The 25909-nt window shown below is 45.9% G+C and carries 26 protein-coding genes; 10 read left to right on the top strand and 16 right to left on the bottom strand.

From position 1 onward, the window contains the following. Nucleotides 1-88: 88 nt before the first annotated feature. Both ACYCS5_RS18665 and ACYCS5_RS18660 read left to right on the top strand, forming a co-directional pair. Nucleotides 89-1126 carry an alpha/beta hydrolase gene (locus ACYCS5_RS18665; RefSeq protein WP_029515779.1) on the top strand — a complete coding sequence of 346 codons (1038 nt, stop codon included), beginning with the start codon at nucleotides 89-91 and terminating at the stop codon, nucleotides 1124-1126. 256 nt (nucleotides 1127-1382) lie between these two features. After that, the gene (locus tag ACYCS5_RS18660; RefSeq protein ID WP_459759934.1) at nucleotides 1383-2762 is read left to right on the top strand and encodes a Fe-Mn family superoxide dismutase; all 1380 of its coding nucleotides are present in this window, start codon (nucleotides 1383-1385) and stop codon (nucleotides 2760-2762) included. Between the two features lie 204 nt (nucleotides 2763-2966). Here the strand turns inward: ACYCS5_RS18660 and ACYCS5_RS18655 are convergent, their stop codons facing one another. From ACYCS5_RS18655 to ACYCS5_RS18625, 7 genes are all read right to left on the bottom strand, one after another. Continuing rightward, on the bottom strand, nucleotides 2967-3812 hold the full coding sequence (locus ACYCS5_RS18655; protein WP_459759933.1) for a lipoate--protein ligase family protein: 846 nt from the start codon (nucleotides 3810-3812) through the stop codon (nucleotides 2967-2969). A 164-nt stretch (nucleotides 3813-3976) separates the two neighbouring features. After that, nucleotides 3977-4570: a GTP cyclohydrolase I FolE gene (folE, locus tag ACYCS5_RS18650; RefSeq protein ID WP_459759932.1), complete on the bottom strand. Its 594-nt coding sequence runs from the start codon at nucleotides 4568-4570 to the stop codon at nucleotides 3977-3979. Nucleotides 4571-4624: 54 nt separating this feature from the next. After that, the gene (locus ACYCS5_RS18645; protein ID WP_013308742.1) at nucleotides 4625-4879 is read right to left on the bottom strand and encodes a YneF family protein; all 255 of its coding nucleotides are present in this window, start codon (nucleotides 4877-4879) and stop codon (nucleotides 4625-4627) included. A gap of 107 nt (nucleotides 4880-4986) precedes the next feature. After that, nucleotides 4987-6735, bottom strand: coding sequence for a tRNA epoxyqueuosine(34) reductase QueG (queG, locus tag ACYCS5_RS18640; protein WP_459759931.1), 1749 nt, complete (start codon nucleotides 6733-6735; stop codon nucleotides 4987-4989). 95 nt (nucleotides 6736-6830) lie between these two features. Beyond that, nucleotides 6831-7268, bottom strand: coding sequence for a ribonuclease HI (gene rnhA, locus ACYCS5_RS18635; protein WP_023986996.1), 438 nt, complete (start codon nucleotides 7266-7268; stop codon nucleotides 6831-6833). Between the two features lie 93 nt (nucleotides 7269-7361). Then, nucleotides 7362-7946 (bottom strand): signal peptidase I, encoded by a 585-nt coding sequence (gene lepB, locus ACYCS5_RS18630; protein ID WP_459759930.1) that lies wholly within the window; start codon nucleotides 7944-7946, stop codon nucleotides 7362-7364. 131 nt (nucleotides 7947-8077) lie between these two features. Then, nucleotides 8078-8503, bottom strand: coding sequence for a GNAT family N-acetyltransferase (locus tag ACYCS5_RS18625; protein WP_029515785.1), 426 nt, complete (start codon nucleotides 8501-8503; stop codon nucleotides 8078-8080). A 521-nt stretch (nucleotides 8504-9024) separates the two neighbouring features. On the opposite strand from ACYCS5_RS18625, the gene ACYCS5_RS18620 reads away from it, so the two are divergent. Continuing rightward, nucleotides 9025-9639: a superoxide dismutase gene (locus ACYCS5_RS18620; RefSeq protein ID WP_459759929.1), complete on the top strand. Its 615-nt coding sequence runs from the start codon at nucleotides 9025-9027 to the stop codon at nucleotides 9637-9639. A 133-nt stretch (nucleotides 9640-9772) separates the two neighbouring features. Beyond that, nucleotides 9773-10264 (top strand): DinB family protein, encoded by a 492-nt coding sequence (locus ACYCS5_RS18615; protein WP_459759928.1) that lies wholly within the window; start codon nucleotides 9773-9775, stop codon nucleotides 10262-10264. A 182-nt stretch (nucleotides 10265-10446) separates the two neighbouring features. On the opposite strand, the gene ACYCS5_RS18610 is transcribed toward ACYCS5_RS18615, so the two are convergent. Both ACYCS5_RS18610 and ACYCS5_RS18605 read right to left on the bottom strand, forming a co-directional pair. Then, a complete protein-coding gene (locus tag ACYCS5_RS18610) occupies nucleotides 10447-11880 on the bottom strand; it encodes a PTS transporter subunit EIIC (RefSeq protein WP_459759927.1) in 1434 nt (477 codons plus the stop codon). Between the two features lie 24 nt (nucleotides 11881-11904). Then, nucleotides 11905-14097 carry an alpha-galactosidase gene (locus ACYCS5_RS18605; protein WP_459759926.1) on the bottom strand — a complete coding sequence of 731 codons (2193 nt, stop codon included), beginning with the start codon at nucleotides 14095-14097 and terminating at the stop codon, nucleotides 11905-11907. A 174-nt stretch (nucleotides 14098-14271) separates the two neighbouring features. On the opposite strand from ACYCS5_RS18605, the gene ACYCS5_RS18600 reads away from it, so the two are divergent. Further along, nucleotides 14272-15093 (top strand): AraC family transcriptional regulator, encoded by an 822-nt coding sequence (locus tag ACYCS5_RS18600; protein WP_459759925.1) that lies wholly within the window; start codon nucleotides 14272-14274, stop codon nucleotides 15091-15093. Between the two features lie 283 nt (nucleotides 15094-15376). Here the strand turns inward: ACYCS5_RS18600 and ACYCS5_RS18595 are convergent, their stop codons facing one another. Beyond that, a complete protein-coding gene (locus ACYCS5_RS18595) occupies nucleotides 15377-16321 on the bottom strand; it encodes an MBL fold metallo-hydrolase (RefSeq protein ID WP_318627575.1) in 945 nt (314 codons plus the stop codon). 230 nt (nucleotides 16322-16551) lie between these two features. Between ACYCS5_RS18595 and ACYCS5_RS18590 the strand changes: the two genes are divergently transcribed. Further along, entirely contained in the window at nucleotides 16552-16959 is a 408-nt protein-coding gene (locus ACYCS5_RS18590; RefSeq protein ID WP_318627576.1) for a MerR family transcriptional regulator, read from the top strand. Nucleotides 16960-17409: 450 nt separating this feature from the next. On the opposite strand, the gene ACYCS5_RS18585 is transcribed toward ACYCS5_RS18590, so the two are convergent. Further along, nucleotides 17410-18297 (bottom strand): NmrA family NAD(P)-binding protein, encoded by an 888-nt coding sequence (locus ACYCS5_RS18585; protein WP_459759924.1) that lies wholly within the window; start codon nucleotides 18295-18297, stop codon nucleotides 17410-17412. Between the two features lie 229 nt (nucleotides 18298-18526). On the opposite strand from ACYCS5_RS18585, the gene ACYCS5_RS18580 reads away from it, so the two are divergent. Both ACYCS5_RS18580 and ACYCS5_RS18575 read left to right on the top strand, forming a co-directional pair. Further along, nucleotides 18527-19168, top strand: a complete 642-nt coding sequence (locus ACYCS5_RS18580) for a TetR/AcrR family transcriptional regulator (RefSeq protein ID WP_029515793.1) — start codon at nucleotides 18527-18529, stop codon at nucleotides 19166-19168. Between the two features lie 303 nt (nucleotides 19169-19471). Then, entirely contained in the window at nucleotides 19472-19753 is a 282-nt protein-coding gene (locus ACYCS5_RS18575; protein ID WP_209949419.1) for a hypothetical protein, read from the top strand. Nucleotides 19754-19847: 94 nt separating this feature from the next. On the opposite strand, the gene ACYCS5_RS18570 is transcribed toward ACYCS5_RS18575, so the two are convergent. Further along, entirely contained in the window at nucleotides 19848-20426 is a 579-nt protein-coding gene (locus tag ACYCS5_RS18570; RefSeq protein WP_029515795.1) for a hydrolase, read from the bottom strand. Nucleotides 20427-20551: 125 nt separating this feature from the next. Here ACYCS5_RS18570 and ACYCS5_RS18565 point away from each other — a divergent pair, with 125 nt between their 5' ends. After that, entirely contained in the window at nucleotides 20552-21445 is an 894-nt protein-coding gene (locus ACYCS5_RS18565) for a TetR/AcrR family transcriptional regulator (RefSeq protein ID WP_165148399.1), read from the top strand. Between the two features lie 250 nt (nucleotides 21446-21695). On the opposite strand, the gene mutY is transcribed toward ACYCS5_RS18565, so the two are convergent. Together mutY and acpS are read right to left on the bottom strand one after the other, a co-directional pair. After that, nucleotides 21696-22928: an A/G-specific adenine glycosylase gene (gene mutY, locus ACYCS5_RS18560; RefSeq protein ID WP_459759923.1), complete on the bottom strand. Its 1233-nt coding sequence runs from the start codon at nucleotides 22926-22928 to the stop codon at nucleotides 21696-21698. Between the two features lie 4 nt (nucleotides 22929-22932). Continuing rightward, complete coding sequence (gene acpS, locus ACYCS5_RS18555) at nucleotides 22933-23337, bottom strand: holo-ACP synthase (protein WP_340884333.1); 405 nt, start codon at nucleotides 23335-23337, stop codon at nucleotides 22933-22935. A 184-nt stretch (nucleotides 23338-23521) separates the two neighbouring features. Between acpS and ACYCS5_RS18550 the strand changes: the two genes are divergently transcribed. Then, a complete protein-coding gene (locus ACYCS5_RS18550; protein WP_029515800.1) occupies nucleotides 23522-24349 on the top strand; it encodes an alpha/beta hydrolase family protein in 828 nt (275 codons plus the stop codon). Between the two features lie 114 nt (nucleotides 24350-24463). Here ACYCS5_RS18550 and nadE read toward each other — a convergent pair whose 3' ends face one another. Then, a complete protein-coding gene (gene nadE, locus ACYCS5_RS18545; RefSeq protein WP_025722646.1) occupies nucleotides 24464-25273 on the bottom strand; it encodes an ammonia-dependent NAD(+) synthetase in 810 nt (269 codons plus the stop codon). A 101-nt stretch (nucleotides 25274-25374) separates the two neighbouring features. After that, a complete protein-coding gene (locus ACYCS5_RS18540; protein ID WP_029515801.1) occupies nucleotides 25375-25809 on the bottom strand; it encodes a BrxA/BrxB family bacilliredoxin in 435 nt (144 codons plus the stop codon). Between the last annotated feature and the right edge of the window lie 100 nt (nucleotides 25810-25909).

Below are 25909 nucleotides of genomic sequence, written 5' to 3'. Positions count from 1 at the left end.
CTATACGGATATACACTATCATTTTCAAGTGGAATTATACCTAAATTCTATTGAAACGAAGATCAATTTTATATAAGGAGGCTCTTACATGATTTCTACATCCCAGCGCAACTCTCAGCTACAGACCGCTGTTCAGGAGCCGTCCACCCCACTCTTTAATCCCCGTCTGCTGCGGTTCAAGCACGTTGTGATTGCTCTGCTGCTGTCGGTCGTTTTTTTTCTGTTGTTTTGTTTTATTGCCTTGCATGCTTACATCGCATGGGTACTTACGAATCCTACCGTCGCGCCGCTGTACTCTAATCCGATGCAGGCCAAAAACATGCCTTATGAGGAAGTCAGCTTCCCTGCCAAGGATGGTAGCCGCATGGTACAAGGCTGGTATATCCCGGCGGATCAATCGCGGAAAACGATTATTTTCAGCCATGGTTATGGAGCTAACCGCGAAGAAAGCTGGATTCCCATGTATGATCTGGCGCATTATGCCCACAGTTTGAACTTTAATGTGGTCATGTTCGATTATGGATTCGCGTCACAAAACAGCAAATCAGTCGCAACCGGAGGCAAAGCGGAATCCCAGCAGCTTCTCGGAGCGATCCAGCTTGCGAAGCAACGCGGCTCGTCGGAGATTATCGTATGGGGCTTCTCCATGGGGGCAGGAACCGCTCTTCAGGCGGGCTTGCAAACCAAGGATGTGGACGCAATGATTTTGGACAGCACTTTCCTGTTGGAGCCGGATACGCTGTACCATAACATTCACAATCAAATTAACCTGCCAAGACATCCGTCTTTGGAAATTCTGGAGTTGCTGTTTCCAGTCTTGAACGGCACCAGCTTGCATCAGATTCCATATCAGGAGGTTAAAAAGGAAAACTATCCGTTCCCGATCATGTTTGTGCATGGTACACAGGATGAAAAGGCTCCTTATCCTATTGCGGAAAAGCTCGCTGCCAATCAAACCAACCCACTTTCCAGTGTATGGATTGTCAAAAACGGAATACATGAGCTTATTTTCAGAGAGCATCCCCGTGAATATCTACGGCGGGTATCGACGTTTCTAAGCAGTGTACAGGAGCTGGAGGACAAGAAAACGATCGCTGATGCCCACAAACAAACGACTACAAAGTAAAGAATTATTTTTCAAAAAAACTGTATTTAATTCTTCACCTTGAAGAAGCCTGCCTACGGACACTAACCCGTGCCGTAGCTGGGCTTCTTTTTCGTTTACCATGGTATTCTTGTTCTACGTAACAGATGTGACCAAATTAAGCGAGTTCATAGACATATTCCCGATAGGACAGCGAATATACTGGGTACGTATGCATCCAGGGCAGATCTGCCAGATCCGCCGGATAGCCATAGTGGGATACGGGAGGTATAAAACGATGCTGAGTACTTATGGGTCTTTCCTGCCCTTACGTGTGCTGGAGGAAATTCGGCATTGGAAGCAGCAGGAAAGTTGGCATGTGGAAGTGATTAAATCCGCTACCGAGGGACTGGAGCCTACTTATGTACGGCTGCTGGATGATTGGCGGACTGTATTCGAACAGACGGAACGCACCGCCATAGAGTTGCTTGAAGAGCAACGGAGCGCACTTGATCCGGCAGATCAGGCGTGGCATCAGGAATGGAAACAGCTGTCGGCTGCCCCACAAGCACATACACACGAATTCACTGAACCTCCAAAACAGTCAAGGGGATTAGACGCATCATCATCTGTAAAGATGCCATCGTCAGAGTCAGCATTAAACGCTCAGCCTGACTCACAAGAATTAAATCGTCGATTGGACGATTTGCTACAAACCGCAAACCGCCAGTCACAGGAGTATGTACGGCAGCTCGGTCTGCTGAGCGAGCACAGTCATGCATTGCGTCAGCAGCCAAAATCTGCTGGAGTTGTATTACACGCGGCACATGAAAGCCAATATTTCCTAATCTCGACAACCCCCTTTCAAGAACCTGGCTCCATCGCAAGGGCTGCTGGGTTGTATCATGTAGCGACAGAGGGTGAGAATTACCCAGAGGAAGCGTTTCGAGAACGTCAGGCAGGCATAAGGGGAGAAGGCACATGGACGACTAAAGGCGTCAAATCCAGCCAGGCTCAACCTTCGGCAACGGAAAAAACCTCAATCGGCCGGTCGGTTCCTATTGGAGGACATCGACTCCCACCGCTCCCTTACCCCTATAATGCGCTTGAACCGTATATTGATGAAAAAACGATGCGCATTCACCATGACAAGCATCATTTGAGCTATGTGAATGACCTGAATAAAGCGGAAAAGAAGCTGGAAGAAGCCCGAAAAACAGGTGATTTTGATCTCGTAAAACATTGGGAACGCGAACTGGCATTCAACGGCGCAGGCCATTATCTGCATACTCTTTTTTGGACGATCATGAGTCCTCAAGGCGGTGGAAACCCAAGTGGGCCGCTGGCTGAACAGATTAAAAAGGATTTTGGCAGCTACGCTGCATTCAAAAAGCAATTCAGTTCAGCAGCCGAAAAGGTCGAGGGTGGCGGCTGGGCTATCCTGGTATGGAGTCCACGCGCGGGACGACTTGAAATTTTGCAGGCCGAAAAGCACCAGAATCTGACTCAATGGGAGTCCATTCCGCTGCTAGCGCTAGATGTATGGGAACATGCATATTACTTAAAGCATCAGGCCGAACGCAACAAATACATTGAAGATTGGTGGCATGTCGTTAACTGGCCAGAGGTTGCAGAGCGCTATACCCAAGCCTCCAAACTGAGATGGCAACCCTTCTAGAGGTTGTTCAAAAAGTTGTCTTTCCATAACGAAGCTATTCAAGAAGCGGATTCGACGTCGAATCTTGAATTCAGCCGGGCCTTCCGTTGCTCACGTAGATCTGTCTACGCTCCGCTACTCAGTCCCTAGCTTCATCCAACTTTCTCGGTCCTGAAAAGCCGACTTTTTGAACACGCACTAATAGGCTTCTAAGCTAAAGACAGACTACACCTGCAAATCGTATCGCTCTCTGAGTGCTGCCATTTGTTCGGTCCATCCTTCCGGTTGTAACAGCCAGCCATCGGCAGGTAAAACGGTTGTCCGGCTCTCAACGACACGGCGCAGAGATGCCGTGTACGCCTCAACAGACGGCACTCCAGCCAGCTCTGCCAGGCTACCCATTGTTGCTGGATTCACCCGGGGGTAATCCTGCTGCTGCACGCCTGCCGACGTGTCCCCGGCTGCCTCTGTGTAGAACTCCTGTACCGCCTGTGCACGCTCTACACCACTGCCCTCAATCATCACGAAGGCTGTGATGATATACGCCTTGGCTTGGCGCCGCTGTGCAATGCCGCAAAACTTGCGGCCCCGGACGCTGACATCGTAATCCCCGGGACAGAAGGACCCGGGGATTTCTCCGGTCTGCGCCTCGCCAGACCACGGAACCAGCGCATCGGCAATTAGCGCTGCCATGAGCCGAAAATCCTCATGCAGGCTGATAGCCCGCTGTGGATTCGGCAGGATCAAGGACAGGTTCAGCACCCCCCTGTCCAGCATGACGGCTGCTCCACCCGAGGGGCGTACGCATACCGAGGTTCCCGCGCTGCGCACTCGCTCCATCGCCTGTGGGGCGTAGGGAAGCCTGCGGTCCCGGTGACCGATCACAAGCGCTGACGGATGCCGCCATAGATGCAAAATGGGTGCAGCTCCTTTCCCTACTTGCCGACAGGCCAGCTCCTCCCAAGCCAGCGGAGACAAAACGTCCTCCTGAGTGGCCGCGAGTGGCGCTTCAAACCACTGCAACTCAGGCAAAGCTGTTGTTTTTTCTGTTGATCTATGTACATTCTCCATACGTTATCCCCTATCTGTAAAAATAGCTGTTATCCATAGGCTAATTGTATTTTAAGGCGGCTATCCCGTCGTCTCTATTTCTGATGTTAACAAAAAAAGGTGGCTACGCCTATGCGTAAACCACCCTTTTTTTGTTCATCACATAAACGTCTTGCGATGTTCGATCAATCCTTGAGCAGCGACAGAAATTCTGCGCGCTGCGCTGCATCATCACGAAACGTACCACGTACCGCAGACGTTACCGTTTTGCTACCAGGCTTTTTGACACCTCTTGCACACATGCACAGGTGCTCGCCTTCCACGACCACCATAACCCCGTGAGCGGAGACTGCTTCATTTAAAATATCAGCGATCTGTGATGTAATACGCTCCTGTACCTGCAATCGGCGGGTCACTGCCTCTACCAGACGTGCAAGCTTGCTCAGTCCTACAATTTTGCCGCTGGGTACATAGCCGATATGCACTTTTCCGAAGAAAGGAGCCATATGGTGCTCACACTGGCTGTAATAGACGATGTCCTTCACGATCACAAGCTCCTCGTGATTCTCGTCAAATGTCACACCCAGCGCATCCCGGGGATCAATCTCATAACCCGCAAATATTTCCTCATACATGCGCGCAACGCGTGCCGGTGTTTCCAACAGCCCTTCACGCTTGGGGTCCTCACCGATCAGTTGTAGAATCTGCTCCACATGGTACTCGATTTTATCACGGTTATCCGCAGCTTTGCGGTTAATATAATCTTTTACGCCAGCCACAGTAATCCTCCTCTATGCAGCAACCTCATGCGGCATCCGTACTCACGTTGCTCATTATTTCCGACGGCCCTGATTTTTACGCGGACCAGGCTGATTTTTGGAGAACTGTTGGTTCTTCATCATCTGCTGGGCTTTTTGCATTTGTTTCCCATTCAGGTTGTAACCCATCTGTTTAGCCATTTTTTGCAGCGTTTCAGGGTCGTTTTGCATCTTCTCAAGCTGTTTACGAAGATAATAAGCACCGATGAAAAATCCCCCAACCAAACCAGCAATCAGGGTAATAATCGGAATGACAATATTCCACACCACGAAGTCGTCACCTCTGTATATTTATATGAAACATCTTGAATTACACACGAACCTATCATAGCAAAACATGGGACAGCTAGCAAATCACTTTTTGCAAACATATGTCCTTATTGTTTCTCCAATTCCAGCAGCTTCGTCTTAACTGGCAAGCCTCCAGCATAACCGACCAAACTTCCATTAGCACCCGATACCCGGTGACATGGAAACAGAATGGGTAACGGATTTTTGTTATTGGCTTCACCCACAGCACGTACCGCCTTGGCTCGTCCGATCGATTCCGCAATATCTTTGTAGGACACACTTTGTCCGTACGGAATATTTTGCAGTGCACGCCATACCTGCTCTTGAAAAGGGGTGCCTCTCAAATCATAGGCTATACTGAATTCCCGTCGTTCTCCGGCAAAATATTCACGCAGTTGATCCGCGGCTTCGCACAGCTTTTCCGGCTCCTGCACATAGACGTATTCCCCAATCCATGTTCGGGCCCATTGCTGAAGCAGTGCTTCCTTCGCATGAAAAACGCCATAGTCTATTCGACACAGCCCCCGATCCGTAGCGCACAGCGTTAACGTGCCCACAGGTGTCTCCATCTCATCATAATAAATGGTGGTTGGACCCTGTGAATCCCCGGCCGTTACTTCTGATTTTGATAATTCAGATGCCTTTAGCTCTTCTGCCTGCTCTTGTTCCTCTAGTTTGGAATGCGCTTGCGCGATCATTTCGCGTACTTGCTCATGTTGTTCCTTCTCTGATGCTTGCTTGATCGCTGTCATAGCGTTTTCCCCTCCTATTCGACTCAAAGCCCACGCCGCCGTGCCTCGCAGCTCGGGACGCGGATCATCCAATAAAATCTCCGTTAATTTGGGCACCGCACTGATATCTTTGAAATTGCCCAGTCCAATGACTGCATTGCGTTGAATGGGCTTCTTCCCCCGCCAAGCCGCCGCACTTTGTCCAAATCGGTCTTTGAATTCACGGTTGCTCAAATCCAATAACGGCAGCAGCAACGGCTTCACAATTTCAGGATCGGGTGTAAGCTCGGGATGGTGATCCCAGTTGAGACCCCGATTTTTAGGGCATACCATTTGGCAGGTATCACATCCATACAGCCGATTCCCTATCTTCCGCATAAACTCCTCATCCAGAAAGCCCTTCGTTTGCGTCAAAAAGGACACACACCGTTGGGCATTCAGCTGTCCAGGACCCACAAGCGCGCCCGTAGGACAGGCGTCCAAACATTTGGTACACTCGCCGCAACCCTCCGTTACCGGTTCATCTGGCTGGAAAGGAATGTTCGTCAACAGCTCACCTAGATAGATCCATGAACCCAGCGTCGGTGAAATCATCATCGTATTTTTGCCGCTAAAGCCAATCCCTGCCCGTTCCGCAACGGCCCGATCCGACAATTCTCCGGTATCCACCATGTTTTTCATAATGGCATCAGGCACCCGCTCGCTTATAAAAGCCTCAAGCTTTTCCATCGCTTCGCGTAGTACCAGATGATAATCTTTCCCCCAGGATGAACGCGCCAAAATACCACGGTACTTCCCCTTGTCCGACTTCGGCGGGTCCTTCATTTTAGAAGGGTACGCCACCGCAATAGCAATCAGAGATGCAGGCTGTGAGCCATACAGCTCCGGGTAGATCCGCTTATCAATATCTGGCTCCTCAAAGCCGGATTCATAGCCTTTCGCACGATGCTCTTCCAATATAGCTTTCAGAGACAGAAAGGGGTCGGCGGATGCGAACCCGATGGAGTCGATACCCAGCCCTGGAGCCGCCTCAATAATTTCCTGCTTGAGCGAAGCCCAAGTCGAAGCGGTTCCGGCAGCCGCCTGAGTCAATCCGCGTTGCATCCGATACTCACCTCTCTTCCACTTTTTATCATTACAGATATGAGAATTTGCAAAATTCTCATATCTCAAATTTCAACAGAAAATAGCAGCAGATGCTACCGTAAATTTTTAACAGCACTGGTCGCCAGAAAATCACAGCGATTATTCAGTTCATTGTCACTGTGCCCCTTAACCTTCACATATTCAACCTCATGCTTACCCATCAGTTCCCACAATTCTTCCCATAGTTCCTTGTTCTCCACTGGCTGGTTTTTACTGTTGCGCCAGCCATTACGAAGCCAATTCTTAATCCAGCCCTGTTTGAAGCAATTGACGACATAGGCAGAGTCACTGTGTACTTTTACATGGCAAGGCTCCTTGAGCAGCTTCAGTGCTTCAATCACGGACTTGATCTCCATACGGTTGTTTGTCGTCATTTTCTCGGCACCTGACAGCTCTTTACGATGTTCCCCATACAGCAAAACAATCCCCCAGCCCCCAGGACCCGGATTTCCCGAACAAGCACCGTCGGTATATACCATCACTTCTTTCATCATCCTCTTCCTTTCCTCATCGGTAACCGCCTGCTCCGTCATGGTCCAGATCGGTTCGGACGTGTTCCGCATTAATTTCAGACTTTAGTTGCTCTATAGCCATTTCCACTCAGATATCGGCCAAAATATAAATTCTGCACGTCCCAGTAAATCTTGAGATTTAATGCTTCCAAAATAGCGGCTATCCTTGCTTGCTGCAGTATGGCGATTATCTCCCATGACAAAAAAGTGCTCCGGCTCCACCGTAAAAGGACCATAATCACCATCCTCCACGTCAGAGTTGGTGTAGGGTTCATTTAGCAGTTCACCGTTCACATACAAATGATTATGTTCAACTCGGATTACATCTCCGGGAATACCTATGACTCTTTTCACTAAAAATCTTGGGCTCGACAGCTTGGAATCGGGATCTTTTAAAATCACAATGTCCCCCCTGCCCGGATCATGAAAATTATAAACCAGCTTGTTGACGAATAAATGCTGGCTTTCCATTAGCGTCGGCTGCATCGAATGTCCTCTGACCGTGGACAAGTTAAATACAAACAGGTTCAGAAGCAGCAAGACGACCATGGCAATCAGAAGAGTGACTAACCAATCGCGTATGTAACCAGAGCGACCTGCTTGTTTGGACGTTTCCGGCGAGGGAGGCGGGCCTGACGAAGGAGCCAAAGCGTCCATAATTAAACCTCCTCAACCCTGTTATAAATAGAAAAGCATATCCCGTACCCGATTGCAACGGTTACTCAGATATGCTCTAAATGTAAATATTATACTTAATGTTATTCAATTCTCTTTATTTCGATTCCCGATTAATGAGGCGCCAAAATACTCAGCTTCTGAAAAGCCTGTAAAATCTGGCTTGCTCCATAGCCCATCGCTTCGTACAAAGGCATGGCCACACTGTTATGCTTGTCCCCTGCTACCCAAATACGGCTAACCTTACGTTGCTGAAAACGCTGCTCCATGGACTCCACAAGCGATTTGCCGATTCCCATCCGACGACGATCCGGGTGAATAGCGATACGATAGTAACAACCATCATTCTGATCGATCGTGCCGATCAAAGCACCCACGATCTCTCCCTCTTCTTCTGCAACGATAATCAAACCGGAATCCCACGAAAGCTGACGGGCAAATGCTTTCACCGTCTCTTTGTAGCACTCCTCTGACAAGGCAATTTGCATGAGTTCCGTTACTGAGTTCACATCACTTAATTGAAAGGAACGAACGTGCATAAGTAATATCTCCCTTTTCGTAAGCATAATAAAAAAATTGAGACAGCACCGTCATTTTTACATAAATCCTTAAATTTCTTATCATGGTGTTAATCACAAGGCATTATGATAAAAATGCATACGATCTGCTATATATGAAATGAAGAACAGGAAAAGGGTGTATGCCCTCAAGTTCGTCATGTCATAGACATGACAGATTATAGCAGACGACAAAAAAGCCGAAATTTCTGCTTCCTTGACCATTAAACCATACTTTTTGACGGAATACATCCCTTTTTCTCATGTAAGCGCTGTATATAAAGCGTTTACATTTTAATGTTCACAATTTACCTCTTATTACCTATGTATTGTGTATTCCAAGCGGGTTTTTGGACATGCTATCTACCAGGCCGTATTGCCCAGTTTGCTATTTTACAAACAAAAATGTTGATTAAATATGCTGAATGCGGTTTAATATAACTGTCGAGGGTATTATTACATAGGAACACTTACCCAACCATATAACCAGGAGGGATTTTACTATGGCATTTCAATTACCAGAACTTCCTTACGCAAAAGACGCATTGGAACCGCACATTGATGCACAGACAATGGAAATTCACCATGATCGTCACCATAACACATATGTTACAAACTTGAACGCAGCTCTGGAGAGCGCTCCCGAACTGCAAAGCAAAAGCCTGGAGGATCTGATCTCTAATCTGGACAGCGTTCCAGAAAGCATCCGCACTGCGGTTCGCAATAACGGTGGTGGACATCACAACCACAGCCTGTTCTGGGAAGTTATCGGTCCTAACGGTGGCGGACAGCCAACAGATGCAATTGCTGAAGCAATCAACAATGAACTGGGCGGCTATGACAAATTCAAAGAAGACTTCACTAAAGCAGCTACAACTCGTTTTGGTAGCGGCTGGGCTTGGTTGGTTGTCGGCAAAGACGGCAAACTGGCGATCACTAGCACTCCAAACCAAGATAGCCCGCTGTTTGAAGGTCTGACTCCGGTACTTGGACTGGACGTTTGGGAGCATGCTTACTACCTGAAATATCAAAACAAACGCCCAGACTACATTTCAGCTTTCTACAATGTAATCAACTGGGATGAAGTCAACAAACGTTACGCGGCTGCAAAGAAATAAGCCAGTAGCAACATTCTTATCCTATAATAAGGGCTGTCTCAAAAGTAGATTTTCTACGAATGAGACAGCCCTTTTGGCATTCCATGGTAAACTGGTGGAGATGATTCTCAAATATGGCTCTGGAGGTTGATGGATGCAGACTTTTTTTCGTTACAACTGGTTGATTCGGGAACAATGGTACCGCTGGTGTGAAGAGGTGTCGCAGGAGGAATTACTGAAACAACGTGTCGGCGGAGTCGGCGGCATTCTAAAGACACTCTTTCATATCGTTGATGTGGAGTGGAGCTGGATTCAAACAATTCAGGGCAAACCCGATTTTCAGGAGGACTTCTCTCTGTATGATACGCTCGACAAAGTCCGTGAGCTGGATGCAAAATCCCGACTCGATGTTGAGCCGTTCGTGCTCGCCTGGCATGATGGTCTGGAACGGAAAAGGTTTGAAGATCACCTCCCGGACGGCAGGATTGTAATGGATGCCTGGGGCGAGGTGATGCGTCATGTCATTGCCCACCAGATCCACCATATTGGGCAGTTGTCCATATGGTCTCGGGAGCTTGGCATGCCTCCGGTTTCGGCCAATGTAATCGGCAAAGGGCTGATTGAAAGCGATGGTGGTATCGATTAGCTTTAACGAATGTACATGCATACCTATGTAAAACTTAGGGCCATCCTCGGTCGTTTATAACGACGGAGGACGGCCCTTTTAATTTTTCATCTATGCTCTCTTGTCCATTCCACAAATATTCTCTTCCTTTAACCGTTTTCATAAAAGCTTAATTTTTTTCAACCTGCTAATGTTCTTTTGGTTCAGGCTCGTGACCTCTTGCTCTTGATAGCACCGTAAGCCAAGGTAAATAATGCTCCACATAACAGGGCAATAAGATGAGCGACAAGATAATTGATATGACCGTGATAATCCGACGCTGCAATTGCAAAGCCCGGAAGAGCCGTGGTTCCGAATCCTATGGCTGTCAGTTTACTTAAATATACATATGCTCCCGCAACCATTCCTCCGAGGCATCCAGCAACTAAGGGGAACTTATACTTTAAAGTGACCCCGAAGATCGCTGGTTCCGAGATTCCAAAAAGTACAGACCCGAATGCAGAATAACCCATTTCTTTAACTTTAGTGTCTTTGCGATTCAAAAGAATATACCCCAATACAGCGCCCCCTTGAGCCATCAAAGCTACTGATGCCAATGGGTTGATAAAATTTCTGCCTGTATCGGTTAACAGCTGCGCTTCTACCGCACCCATAACATGATGTAAGCCTGTAATAACAATGATCTGCTGAATGCCTGCAAAAAACATAAAACCGAATATTCCAAGATTTTGCGTCATCCAAAGCAGCGAAACGGTGACCAGACTGGCCAACTCTCGCCCAAGAGGGCCGATAATCGTGAACAATAGCAGGGAAGAAACAAAGACCGTCAGCAAAGGAGCCAAAAATAGTTTAATCATGTCTGGAACCTTTTTGTTAAAAAACTGATCCAACTTGGCTACCACATATCCCATCATTAGCGCAATAATAATACCACCCTGAAATCCAACCAACTGTACGGGAAGGCCGAAAAGACTGATCGATTCCGGATTTTGACTCCCTTTAGCTACCTCAAAGGCATCCGCCAGGGCCGGATGAAGCATAATCGCACCCAGCACAAGCCCCAGAATAGGACGACCACCATATCTCTTGGTTGCAGAATAAACAACAAGCAGCGGCAGGATGGTGAAAATACCCGTGCAAACGATTTGAACAAAGCGATTAATACCTTGAAAAATTGGATACATCTCCACAATCGATTTAGGACCAAATAACCCCTTCTGACCTAACAGCCCGGTTATCCCCATTAACAATGCGGCGGCGAGAATTCCCGGCATGATCTCAATGAAAACATCTGACAGCGATTTAATGGCTTTTTGAAAAGGATTTTGCTTTTGTGCGGACTTTGATTTGACATCACTTAATGACATATCTTCTGTTCCGGTCAGTTTGGAGAACACGGCATAGATATTATTGACCAACCCTGCTCCAAAAATGATCTGCAGTTGATCCCCCGCTATAAAAACACCTTTAACCAGATCAATATCTTCAATCTTCTTTAATTCCGCTTTTTCATTGTCCTCAAGTACAATTCTTAATCTTGTGGCACAATGGGCCACACCGATAATGTTCTCTTCACCACCGATATATTTTAAAATTTCTTGAGAAATGTGCTTATACCGCTTTTCTTTTGCTTCCATCTAGTAAACCCTCCCCTAGCTGAATCAGATCTCTTCTTTAACAAATCTCCAGAACATGCCTAAAAAGTCTTGCTTCACCCTGGCAAGCGTTATGCCGACATGCATTAATTCATCACCGCCGAACAGCTCACCGGTTTCTACATTTCTATAAACGTAGTCTGGATTCAAACCTTTGAATTTTAACGTTTTAATCGCGGCAGCGGGTTGGGATAAAACCTTGAAATAGCTGGCCGCCATTTCCGTTTGGTCCTCCGACACAAAGTTCCATGCGGCTTCATTTTCATCAAACGGATTAATTATTCTGTAAAAATTTCCAAACTGAATGAGCGATCTCATTTCTTTATATAGAGCTATCTGTTTTTTCACCACTTCTTTTTCTTCAACGGTTAACGTCGTCAAATCCAGCTCATATCCTAAATTCCCGGCCATGGCGACATAACCTCTTGTCTCCAAGGGAGTTATTCTGCCCACTTGATGGTTGGGTACTGTGGAAACGTGTGCCCCCATGGTAATCGGAGGGTAGACAAGACTTGTTCCCCATTGAATTTTCAGTCGGCAAATGGCATCCGTATTATCGCTCGTCCAGGTCTGAGGCATGTAATAGAGCATGCCGGCATCAAAACGGCCTCCTCCGCTAGAACAGCTCTCGAATAAGACATTGGGGAACTTTGATGTAAGCTCTTCCATAATATTATAGAGTCCTAGGATATAACGATGCGCAGTCTCCCTTTGTCTCTCAGGTGGCAAGGCTGCCGAACCCACATCCGTCATGTGACGATTCATGTCCCATTTTACATAAGTAATTGGAACATCCGATAAAATATCCGAAACCGATTTAATAACGTACTCACACACTTCCTTCCTCGATAAATCCAACATAAGCTGATTTCTTCCCAACGTATACGGACGATCAGGGACATGGATACACCAATCGGGATGCTTTCTGTATAAGTCGCTGTCTATGGATACCATTTCAGGTTCAAACCACAAACCAAACTCCATACCCAGATTTCGAATGCGGTTTGCAAGATCCGGCAATCCATCTGGAAGTTTGCGACGATCCACCACCCAATCGCCTAATGAAGTATTGTCATCATCTCGTTTTCCAAACCACCCATCATCCAATACAAACAGCTCCACTCCCACACTTTGAGCTTCCTTCGCCAACTGCTCAATCTTGTTGGCATCAAAGTTAAAGTAGGTAGCTTCCCAGTTATTAATCAGGATCGGCCGCTCCTTGTCACGAAAAGGCCCACGGCATAATCTGTTCCTGTATAAATCATGATAAATTCTCGACATACCGCCCAAGCCATTTTCGGTGTATACCATGACCACTTCTGGCGTTTGGAACGATTCCTCTGGTTCAAGCAGCCATGTAAAATCAAAAGGATTAATCCCCATCGTGATTCTTGTGTTCCGATAGGAATCTACCTGAGTCTGGGCCGTAAAGTTCCCGCTATACACCAGATTAAAGGCGTACACTTCACCCTGTTCTTCATCTGTCCCTTTTCTTACAAGTGCCATAAAGGGTGCCTGTTGAGGGCTGCTAGCGCCACGGCAGCTGTCTACCATTTGAATTCCGGGTAAAATTTTTCTCCTTGCTATATTTTTTTCATTGTTATGCGCACCGTACAAGGTAATGAGTTCATATTCATCATCTCGAAAATCCACACTGGCACTTAACGCTCTAAGCAGTTTTAGCTGTTGCCGACCTTCATTCTCGAAACGGACTGAACGGGTAATGACATCCCGCTTTTGATATAGGCTATAGGATAGTACAACCTTTACATCAATTAATGGGTCTTCAAGGACGATTTCCAGTGTTGCTACTTCGCCATCATCCTCTGCATACGTAGAAGGAAGCCCTTTCAATTTTGGTTTGCCTTGGAAAACCCGATGTTCTTTATACCGGAAATCGGTCACGGTAGAACCATTCTCCAATTGAATCTGATACACAGGAATCCTGAAATCGCTATTCCCAAATGACGGATATTCTTGCGGGATGGTATCCAGTGAAAAGGCTCGATCCTCGCCATCGGGATTGGGCGAAAATCCTCTATCCATAAAGATGATTCTATTGCTCCCCCGATAGTTCTGAATTTTCTTTCCCCAATACAAATGGGATAAATAACCACCTCGTATAACCTGCATGACATAACTTGTATTGCTACCTTGTAAATGGAATAGAAGCTTCTCTTTATCGATGTATATAGCCATAGCAACCCCCTTATAGCGCTAATAGTATGATTTCCCAAAATTATAAATTATGTTGTTTGCTTATCGTTTACATTCTAATAATAATTGAATAGTTTTAATAATTATATGGAATAATGTAGACTCTATATGAAACAGTGTGATAATATGCAGAGATGAATTAAGGGGTGAAACCAAATGAGTTCGCATTTTTCCAATCATTCCTATAACAATCTGGATCTCAATCTATACACATGTGGCAAAGAGAGCTGTACCAGCAAACACTCTTATGGTCCAGCCATTCGAAGCGGGTATATGGTGCATTTTATTTTAAAAGGAAAAGGGATCTTTAAAGTCAACGATAAAATCTATCATTTGGAGAAAAACGATGCTTTCTTTATTGAACCGAAGGTTTTAATTTACTACGAAGCGGATGAGCTCGACCCATGGGAATATGCCTGGATTGGTTTTAATGGGGTGCAAGCAAAAGAATATCTAAGCCGGACCTGTATCCATAGGGACAATCCCATTTTCCGGTTTGAAGCGGAGGGCAGCCTTGCCCGCTGTATGGAGAGCATCGTGGTTTCTTCTACGCTGAAATCCAACAAAGACCTGTTGCTTACATCCAAGCTGTATGAATTTCTGTATCTGATGTTTGAACTTTACCCTAATCAGGAAGTCAACCCTGAGGTAAGACAGCAGCGGTATATTAAAGAAGCGCTTCTCTTCATTCAACAAAACTATTCACACTTCATTACCGTAAGTGATATTGCCAAGTACATTTCAATTGACCGTTCGTATTTGCATCGTTTATTTAAACAGCAACTAAATAAGTCACCGCAGGAATTTTTATTACATTTGAGGATGGAAAAATCGTGCTCCCTATTAAGAAATACTTCCCTTAAAATCGGAGATATTGCTCGGTCTGTAGGGTATAAAGATGTACTCCTATTCTCCAAGATGTTCAAAACGGTCAACAAGGTAACTCCATCCGAATACCGAAAAAATTCTCCAAAATAACACCTTCGCTCGCAAGTAAGTTAGGCATATTCGTTCCAGAAACAAAAAATAGCGGTAGTATGGATCAACCTCATGTCCATACTGCCGCTATTGTCAAAAGAAAATAAAGTTCTAGACTGAAAAATAAAGTATTAGACTGACGTTGCTTCATTAAGCTAACGAGCAGGTTAACCTAACAAGTAGACTGCCAATTACGTTTGAAAATACCCAAACGTGCCGCCGGTTTGACATTCAGAACTGGCCTTTTGAATTTGGTGGAGTTAAAGGGAGTTCTAGTTGTGTCTCATCTATTATTTTGAACAAGCATTGTATTGAAGAGCCAGCGAAAATTCCATCTGAAATACTGAGCTAGATGCCAATCTTCATAACCATTTAGTACACCTTCATTTAACCAGTAAGACTCTGGTTTTCCGCTCGTCGCAGCTTCAGACACATAAGCGATCGTTTTTTCTAAAAAGCGAATGACATCTAGAATTTTATCTGGAGTGGACACATCCCCATGCCCGGGAATAACAGTATCTACCTTCAGATCTCTTTGAATGCGTTTTAGGATGCGTATCCAAGCGTATGGATTACCGTATGGCATGACCGGAATCGTCTTGTTGGTTATTAAATCACCAGCAATTAAGGTTCGTTCTTCAGGCACGTAAACAACGGCATCGCTTAAAGAATGGCCGCCTCCGTAGGATAAAACTTCGACAGTGCGTTTTGCTCCTTTTATAACTAGTTTATCGTCAAAAGTTATCGTGGGTATCACTCTACGAAGGGAAGGGATAGCATTATATAGAGCTCTCTGCACAGAAAGATCATAACCGATTTCGGTTAACATGTGCGGATTTTTTTCTTGTGAATGTACTTGATGCAGGCTATTTATTAACTTCTGAATGTTTTGTTGCATTAGATCAATATTCACTTTACCCATTTCAGATAGCAAATCTCTTGTCCAAACGGTAGATATAAAATCACTTTCCATGAATTCCTGATTGCCGTTGACATGATCTCCATGGAAATGAGTATTGATCACATATTTAATTGGTTTATTCGTTAATTGCTCTGCGGATTGACGTAACAAAGCACCAGAATGCGGTAGGTTGGTTGTGTCCACAACAACGGTCAAATCCCCAAGGTCAATAATTGCCGCATTCCCCAGAGAACCACTACCAGGTACCGAAATAGCACCCCAGATACCTTCCGCTGCTTGTTGAATCGTGAAATATTTGTTGTTCATTGTTTATACCTCCATCAAAATAAGTTTGACACCATTTCCTTTTATCTTTAGGTTGTTTTTTGTTTTCATGTATATCAATAAGCAACTTTAGCTTACAAGTTAGAGTCAACTAGAAATCAAGCACAAACTTTGAAATGAAGTTAGAGGTGCAAATATCGACTTTAAATTGACTTAAAGATGTATAATAGTTTTAAATTTTGGTTTAGAAAAAAGGAGTGACATATAAAACAATGCTTACTATAAGCCAAGTATCAGAAAGAACGGGGTTAACTCCTTATACGATTCGCTATTATGAAAAAATTGGAGTGTTACAGGAACCAAATCGAAGAAATGGAAGGACACGTATTTATACCGAAAGTGAGGTTTCATATATACAATGTTTAATTAGATTAAAAAAATTGGGATTGTCGCTTGAGGAGATCACGGAATTTACTCGTGACGGATGTGTACTGGATAAAATTCAACAAGGGGAAGAACTTGCTAATTTTACTCCTGCCTTACACATACGGATAGAAATTCTTGAGAAGCATCTGATGGAACTGGAATCCAAACGACAGGAACTTGAGCGCATGATTTCCCTTGCCAACGAGAAGATAGCCCTGTACCAGAAACTTATGAAAGACGATATAGTAATGTAGGAAACTTGGTTCATCACCAGCATATACGATGGCAACAGAATTGATTGAACTAACGGGAAACGATAGCTCAATCAATTGGCTTTTACCACGCCTTATTTAATGCCAAAGAGAGCCTATCCCTTTATTAATTGGAAATGATTTAACCTCCAAATCAAAGTGAGGGGCTTATTTTCTTTCTCCTAAGCACTACACTACATTAGACTGACGCTATTTCATTAAGCTAACGAGCAGATTAGTTTAAAGTCAATCGATATGAACCTTATCACAGGTAAGGTTATTTTTTGTGCGCATTCATCAATAAAGAACAAAGCTCGCTGTCACTTCAGCGAGCTTTGTTCTTTATATGTCAAAACCAAGTCATAGTAAACCCTATTCGAGGTCTCAAGTTATCGAAAGAAATAGCGCACTTAGGCGCGTTCTCATCCGCAGGTTAAACAGTATTCTCGCTGTTTAAACAGATTTAATATACACATCTGCAAAAACTTTTGCAAAGTCCTCGACCTTGACTTTACCGAGGTGGTAGTCGGTGGCACGGAGGCTGGCGTAGAACTCGTCGGCGTTCTCGCAGGCGCGGTTCATTTGGGCAAAGGCATTGGCAGTGTTTTCGTGGAAGCCGATTTTTTTCATATTCTCAGCAAGAGCTTCAACGGGGATTTGTTGGTATTTGGCCTCGATACCATTCTCAGCAAGGGCATTAAGCCAGTCGTTACCTGTGGCCCAGTCACTAACTATGAACTTCGCACTTTTACCCGATGGGGTGTGAGAAATCAGGGCGTAAGCGACGTCCGCGATATCAACGGGGCTGACCCAGCCTTGTGGGATGTCAACTGAAATTGGGCTGAAGATGGTCTGCTGGGTTTTTAGGCTTTGCATGTCGGCAAAAAGATTGCTGTAAAAGCCGACAGGGCGGATGTGGACAACGTTCACGTCTTCAAGCGAGTTTAGCGCTTCTTCTGCAAAATGATAGCTGTAGAGAATGCCGGCGTTTGGGTTGTCGGCGCCGACTGAGCTGAGGTTGACGACGTTTTTTACGCCTGATTTTAGCACAGCGGCCTTATAATTTTCAGAAAGATCAATGGCGGTCTGCCACATGTCGGTGCCAGAGACATAATGGATACCTGAAATCATGAGGTAGACGACGTCGCTACCTGCAAAAGCCTGCGCGAGGAATTCGACATCGAGGTTTGAGCCGACCGCTGGTTTGGCACCGAGCGCTTTGATGTCGGCGATACGATCTTTGGAGCTTGTGATGACGGTAACATCGTGGCCGTCTGCGATTAGGGATGGGAGGTAGTTGCGGTTAATATTGCCGAGTGAGCCGAGAACTGTGATTTTCATTGTGTAATCTCCTTTTTTAATGTGATTTCGAGAAATGATATCGCTTATTGGGACCGTTATCCCTTCCTTGATTGGATATTCATTACAAGAGAGATTATACATCGGATAAATAAACTAAGTAAACTAATTTAATAAAATTAGTTAATTTAATAATCTTTTTAAACATTGTTTATTGATACCTCTATTTTGATATAATATGATTTGACGAGCGGTAGAGGAGGCTTCAATCGTGAGAAAACCCATGAGCGCAGATCAATATCTTAATAAAATCAAACCTGTAATTAGAAGAACCAGATTCAGCCAACTGAAAATTGACGATATCGCAAAACATATGGATATTAGTAAAGTGACGCTTTACAAGCATTTTTCATCCAAAGATGAAATCATCGAACAGGTTGTAGAGTATGGAATTCAGTACTTGCAGCAGGCTGACACCGTTGTATATGATGATTCCGTTTCATATATTGATCGCTTTCAAAAAACGTTTCTGGAATCGTTAATAGGTGTTATTTATTTATCCGATTTGTTCCTGCAAGACCTTAAGGAGTTTTATCCACGACTTTTTGAAAATATTTCCGTTGCTCAACAAAATAGAATTAAAAATTTACAATCTTTTTTTCAATCCGGTATGGATAAAAAGATTTTTAACAGAATGCACGTTGCGCTGTCCTTAGTTCAAGACGATGCTACGCTTCGGCGCATTATGGAACCGACCTTTAGTATTCAATGGTATGATCTCACCTTGAAACAAGCCGTTATGGAATTTTATAAGATGAAACAGTATCAAGTAATTAGTCCTGAGTATCTGGATACTGTTGACGATTCCGTTATCGAAAAAGAAATCATTCGTATTTTACAAACCATTTCGTGAACGCGTTCGTTTCTCCCGACTTGCTCTTATTGATGCTGTCGTCCGTTATCTGAGTAATCGTTGTAAAGTTTGTAGCTTATAACGCTAAGAAGGCCATCCGTGTAGATGACCATTAAACTTGCCGTTACAGACAGCACGGTGAACCGTATCACATTAAGTCATTATGCTAACGGAAAACGATAGCTCATAAAAGACAAGAAGGCAGCCGATCATAGTGATCGGCTGCCTTTAACTAACGGGCAGGATAGTTTAAAGCTTTCGATAAATCGTATGGCCTTACGAAAGACAATAAAAGCGCAGCTCATGATTGGAAAAGACCGTTTAAAAGAGCACCACCAATTCCACTGGCAATTATGCAAATTTATTAGCATTAGCGCTGCGCCACTAGGCGTACTCGTCCCATTGGGCACTGCGGAACTCATGCTGGTTGCTATACAAGAAGCGCGTGCCAATTGCGACGAGCCGTTCGCTCTATATCATTCAGCGGTTACTTTGTATATTTGGTGCAGCAGGTCGTATCCCATGCCGTCAGCCAATATGTGCACCCTGGGAACACATAATCGTCCTTTAAGTATGGCCAGATGAGATTCCCAGCAAACGCAAAGCGAGTTTCAAGCTGTGGCGTTCTTCGTGTATTCGGTCAAATAATACACGGGGAATGGGAAAGTCATTTTTTCAACTATAAACAGTTGCCTGAAAGGGCAGAGAGGATTTCCTGTGTTGTCCGGGTACGCCCGATGCGTGGAAAAATGAAATTTTTTACGTAATCATGCCCGGTTTCGGAAAATCCAGTCATAGCATCAATCGCCAAAATCAGCTGATACCCATGCATAAACGCTTCCCGCGCAGTCGTATCAACGCCCAACTCAGTAGCGATGCCGCATAAGACGATGGTATCAATTCCTCGGCGGCGCAACTGAAGGTCGAGCTCCGTTCCGTAAAAAGCCCCCCATTGCTTCTTCGTGATGATATGGTCTGTCTCGGTGACCCGCATTTCCGGGACGATTTGATCCCATCCTTCAGGCAGATTCAGGGGTGGTCCAGGCGAATCCAACTTAGGACGCGGGATATCCTTCAAATCTTTACTAGATACCCGGACCAGTGCAACCATTGAGCTTTGCTCACGGAAAGTATCTGCCAAGGCTGCGGCGTTAGACACTACCTGCTCAGCAGAATAAGGGGCGTATTGATTTCCTATCCACTTTTGCAAGTCAATAACAACCAACGCTGTTTTTTGTGGATCCCATAATCGTTCCATTCTGTATGTTCTCCTCATCTCTTCGATTTGACCGTATGTCTAATTACGCGAACATATAGTCATTTGACTTCATGTTCCGTATTTTGTACTATCATTCATGAATAGTCAAGGGGGAGATTTTTCTTATGAGTGTGACAAGGGAAGAGGTTTTAAAATCGGCGATGAAGCTTTTTAAGGAACATGGGTTTCTTTCGACGACGATACAGGATATTGCCGAGGATTGCGGTATTGCCAAAGGATCAGTCTATAAATATTTCCCTTCCAAGGAAGACCTCTTCAGCGAGGTGTTTGATCAATGCCATAACGCCTATTTTGATCAAGTCGATGAACTGAAACGCTTTCCCGAACTCTCGCCAGAAGAGCAGTTTCTGCAGCAGATCATTCTGCGATTCCGTTATTTTATGGAATACAAGCATATTCTGATCGAATTCACGGAGCTCCCCATCCAACAGGATCCCAAGTTCCAGCCGCTTAGACACAAGGTTAGAGGGCGGCTCATCCGATGGCATAAAGAGTGCTTGATACAGGTTTATGGCGAAGAAATTTATCCGTTCCTGTGGGATTTGGTTTCCATCTATCGTGCGATTCTGAAGGAGTACTTATTTTGGATCGTTTATGAAGAAAAGTCTCTATCGCTTGAGGAAACGGCAAGGTTCATTTTGGATAAGCTCAATGTGCTCGTTAAGCATATGATGGCCTCTAACCTGAAGCCTCTGCTGAAACAGGCTTCGTTCGAGAGGTATTTAAGCTGGGGGCTCGAGGACCGCCAAGGGGAGAGAGAGCAGTTCCTTACCGAGCTGTTCCGGGAGATGGATTCGGCCCTTAATGTTCTTCCATCCGGCGCAAAACATCGTTCGGAGTTGAAAGAGGTTTACCATTTTATCCAGAACGAAACTCGTAAAGCGGAACCGAACTTCCCGTTGCTGCAAGCTTCGCTCTACTTTTTGGAGAGAGAGAAAGAGCTTAAAAGTCAGGTCATCCAGTTAAGGAATATTATTTATTCAGGTAGGGGGAGATAGCTTGTTATGTGAAATCAAATCTAACCCCATTGGGGACAAGAGCGAAGACTCTAGGGGTGGAGAGAACAATACGCGAGAAAGGTACGTCTAATGTTGTTACGGTTAGCGAGCATTCCGCTAACGGGAAACGTTAGTTCAAGGGAAACAGCGACAGTCTAGGACTTTATTTTCTCGTCCTTAGTTGTCGCCGTTTCCATTTTATAGGATAAATTAAACACTTTGTCTTTTACTGACAGTTATTTCATTAACATCAGTTCTCTTTTTGCTTCGCATAATACTCGGTGATCAGATCGAGGAACACCTTGGGAAACGCCAAGGTGGCCATATCGGCTTCGCTGATCCAGCGGTACCCCGCTGGCAGCACATAGCGCGCGTGCTCCGCCTGCTCAGCCAGCGCAATCAACGCACCCGGCTTCGCTCCGGTGCTGTAGCTGGCCCGCTGCTCGGCAGCCAGCGGGGGGCCTCCCGCCTCCCCGGCAGGGGCGGCGACCTCCTCACACTGGAACACACGCAGGTTCCAGTGAATGTGGCTGAACGTGTGCTCCGCCTCACGTACAAACCGCACCGGGCGCGCAAGCACGCCCTCTGCCAGCAAATGAGCCGCCAGATGGTTCATGGCGGGCTCATCTGGCACCGGGCCGTTGTAGCCCTCCGGCACAGCAAGCTCATGCGGCAGCTCCCACATGCGGGCCAACAGGCCCTTGGCCGGGCGCTGCCGTACGAGCAGGCGGCCGGTGTTCGCTCCGCTGCCCTCGATGAGAGCGACGGAGCGCGGCTCCAGCCGCGGCGGCTTTGCCTTGGTCTTGACTGGCAGTGTCTCCTCGCGACCTGCCAGCCTGCCCGAGCAATGCTCCATGACCGGGCAGGTCAGACAATGAGGCGACTTCGGCGTACAGACCAGTGCGCCTAGCTCCATCAGAGCCTGATTAAAATCAGAGGCTCTTCCTTCGGGAATCAGCTCCCGTACCAGACTTTCCATATGTGCCCGCGTGCTGCCTTTCATAATATCCTCTTCAATGAGAAAATAACGCGACAGCACACGCATCACATTCCCGTCCACAGCAGGCTCTGGTCGATTGAAGGCGATACTCATAATCGCCCCCGTCGTATACGGGCCTACTCCTTTCAGTGCAGCAACAGCTTGTGTATCATCTGGCACCTGCCCGCCGTGAAGCTCAACTACTTGTTTTGCCGCAGTTTGTAAATTCCGGGCCCGTGAATAATAGCCCAGTCCTTCCCATAGCTTAAGCACATCCTCCTCGGGTGCTTCCGCCAGCGCTTCAATCGTAGGAAAGCGTGCAATAAAGCGATTAAAATACGGAATGACCGTATCGACACGCGTCTGCTGAAGCATAATTTCCGAGATCCAGATATAAAAAGGATTCCGATGACGTCGCCACGGCAAATCGCGTTTGTTACGTGTATACCAATTCAACAGTTCAAAGCTGAAATAACGCTTTTGTTCCAATGTATTTGTAGTCATCACATCACGTCTCCTTATATTCGACAATCACAAAAGCAGAGGCAATGTTAGGCTGATGTGTAATACTCAAGTGAATGCTGTAATTTGAGTCACCTGTATTCGGCAATCTCAGTCGATCCCACGCGGATGAAGACAAATAAACGGCTGGCTTCCCCCCAGGTTCCGGTAAAATATCCATATCGCCGAACCCGATGATTTGCCCAATTCCGCAACCGAAGGCTTTGGTTATCGCTTCCTTGGCAGCAAAGCGCCCTGCTACGAACTCCGTTAGTCTACCCTTGCGTTCCACAGCAAGCTCACGTTCTGCCGGGGTCAGCACCCGATTCAAAAACGCATCTGCATATTTACCTGCCAAAATATGAGCCATACGGCTTATTTCCAGCACATCATGTCCAATTCCGTAGATCATTTGGGTATTCCCCGTCCTTTATACTTTACTGGATCTATTGTAACAGTGCGTCCACACCCTGGCGAGTCACAAAGGCGTAAAAACAGCACCAAAATATGTTAAAATAAGAAAGGCTGTAGATGAATGTTTGAAATTCAGCTGATATGCCCATTTTAAAAAAATTCCCGTAGAAAGGAAGGATAGGATGTCAGAAACCATTATTGTTGAAGCAGGTACCGAAGCAGGAACAGATGCGGTGATCCGGGCTTCCTGGTTTCCCTCTAAAAATACAGCCAAAAGCCTGCTCATCATCGCTCATGGCTACAAAGGATTTAAGGATTGGGGCATGTTCCCCTATATAGCAGAAGCATTGAGTATGGATAACCATGTTGTGACCTTCAACTTTTCACATAATGGCATAGGTGAGGATCTGGAGAATTTTACCGAGCTGGAAAAGTTCGCACGCAACACCTATAGCCGCGAACAAGAGGATTTGGAACTATTGCTATCCAATCTGAGAGCCCGTCATGAGTTCAGAGAATTGCCGTTGTTTCTGTTAGGTCATAGCCGAGGCGCGGGAAGCTGCTTTGTATATGCTCTAGATCATCCCGGCGAGATTGCTGGCGTCATTTCATGGAATGGCGTGACAGATCTTGATCTGTTTACTTTACCGCAAAAAGAAGAAATGCGCGCCAAGGGACGCAGCTATGTGGAGAACGCCAGAACCGGGCAACAGCTCCCGCTGGATGCTATCATTCTGGAAGACCTGGAACAAAATCGCCAGCGTTTTGCCATTGTAGACAGACTTGCCAACAGCCAGCTCCCAGCTGTACTGATCCAGGGAACCGAAGATTCCAAACGTCTACGAGAAGGCTCTGCCCTGCTCACATCCGTTCGTCCCGACATCGAATGGGTACAAATTCAAGGCGGCAATCATACCTTTAATACCGTTCATCCATTCCAGGGAGGCAGTCTTCCACTGGATCAGGCGATTACCGAAACCCGCCGCTTCATTGAGTGGATCGCCAATTAATTATTACCCCTTCAATACAAACGGCGATCCGCCGGGCGGATCGCCGCATTTATTTACTTCAGAATTTTGCAAAATCCTCGCTTGAGCATTTTAAAATTACATAATGATTAATGCTTAGACTCCCGGGATGCTTGTCCGCTTATGCGCAGTACGTGTAAAGAAGCTTTCCAGCTTTTCGCGTGCCGCCGGGTCAATTTCCTTGCCTTCCAGATAGTCACTGTTTGCTTCGTAGGAGATCCCCAGTTCTTTTTCATCCGTCTGGCCTTCCCACAATCCAGCTGTAGGCGCTTTGTCCAAAATGGCCTGCGGAACTCCGAGATAGCTGGCGAGCAAGCGCACCTGACGTTTGTTCAGCGTGCTAAGTGGCGTAATATCGACCGCACCATCGCCCCATTTGGTATAAAAGCCTGTGATGGCTTCGGAAGCGTGATCTGTGCCAACGACGAGCAAATTCAGCTCATTCGCAAGTGCGTACTGAACCACCATCCGTGTTCTTGCCTTTACATTCCCTCTCACTTGCGGAGTAATCGAACGCTCAAGACCAATATCCTTTAACGTATGCTCCACTTCCACGGCAACCTTGTCCACGGCTTCCTTAATGTTCGTTTCCCCGGCATATTTCAGGTCGAACGCTTTGGCAACCGCGTAGCTATGCTCGATATCTTCCTGTTGGCCGTATGGCTGGAATACACCCAACGTTTTGTATTCGTCTCCTTGTTCCTGCGTCAATTCATCTGTAGCGCGCTTGCACAAAGCAGCTGCTACGGCACTGTCAATCCCGCCACTGATGGCGATCAACAGCCCTTTGCTTCCCGTTTTCGTTACATACGACTTGAGGAAATCCACACGCTTACGGACCTCTGCCTCTACGTTAATCGTAGGCTGTACTCCCAATTCAGCAATAATCTGTTCCTGCAAACTCATCAGATAAGCACCTCTTTTTTAGGAATTTCCTTCACAAGCCAACATGCAAAAGCCCCGGCAAGTTTCGCAGGCGAAAAATGCGGGGCATAGCTTGAGCAGTCTTACCGGCAAAAACGATCAAATGCACTGGTCAAATCAGCAGCAATCTGATCTGCCGAACGATCCTCCACCTGATGACGCTCGATGAAGTGAACCAACTCGCCGTCTTTCAACAGCGCGATAGAAGGGGAAGACGGTGGGTAAGGTGCGAAAAATTCGCGAGCCTTTGCCGTTGCTTCCTTGTCCTGTCCGGCAAAAACCGAATACAGATGATCTGGCGTAATATCATGCTTCAGTGCTTCACCCACACCCGGGCGGCATTGGCCTGCGGCACAACCACATACCGAGTTCACAACCACCAGCACTGTTCCTTTACTATTAGGCAGCTTGGCCTCCACATCTTCAGAGGTACGCAGTTCCTGAATCCCAAGATTCGTCAGTTCATCGCGCATCGGCTGAACTGAATCTCTCATATATTGATCGAAAGACATAGACATATTCTTTCACTCCTTTTCCGAAAATCATGTATAGTACGTTTCTAATTTCATCCTTTGCCGTAGTAAAGGCATGGACATCTAAATTTCATTATACAATCTT

Source organism: Paenibacillus sp. SEL3, assembly GCF_054602585.1.
This window is presented reverse-complemented; position numbering and strand designations above follow the sequence as displayed.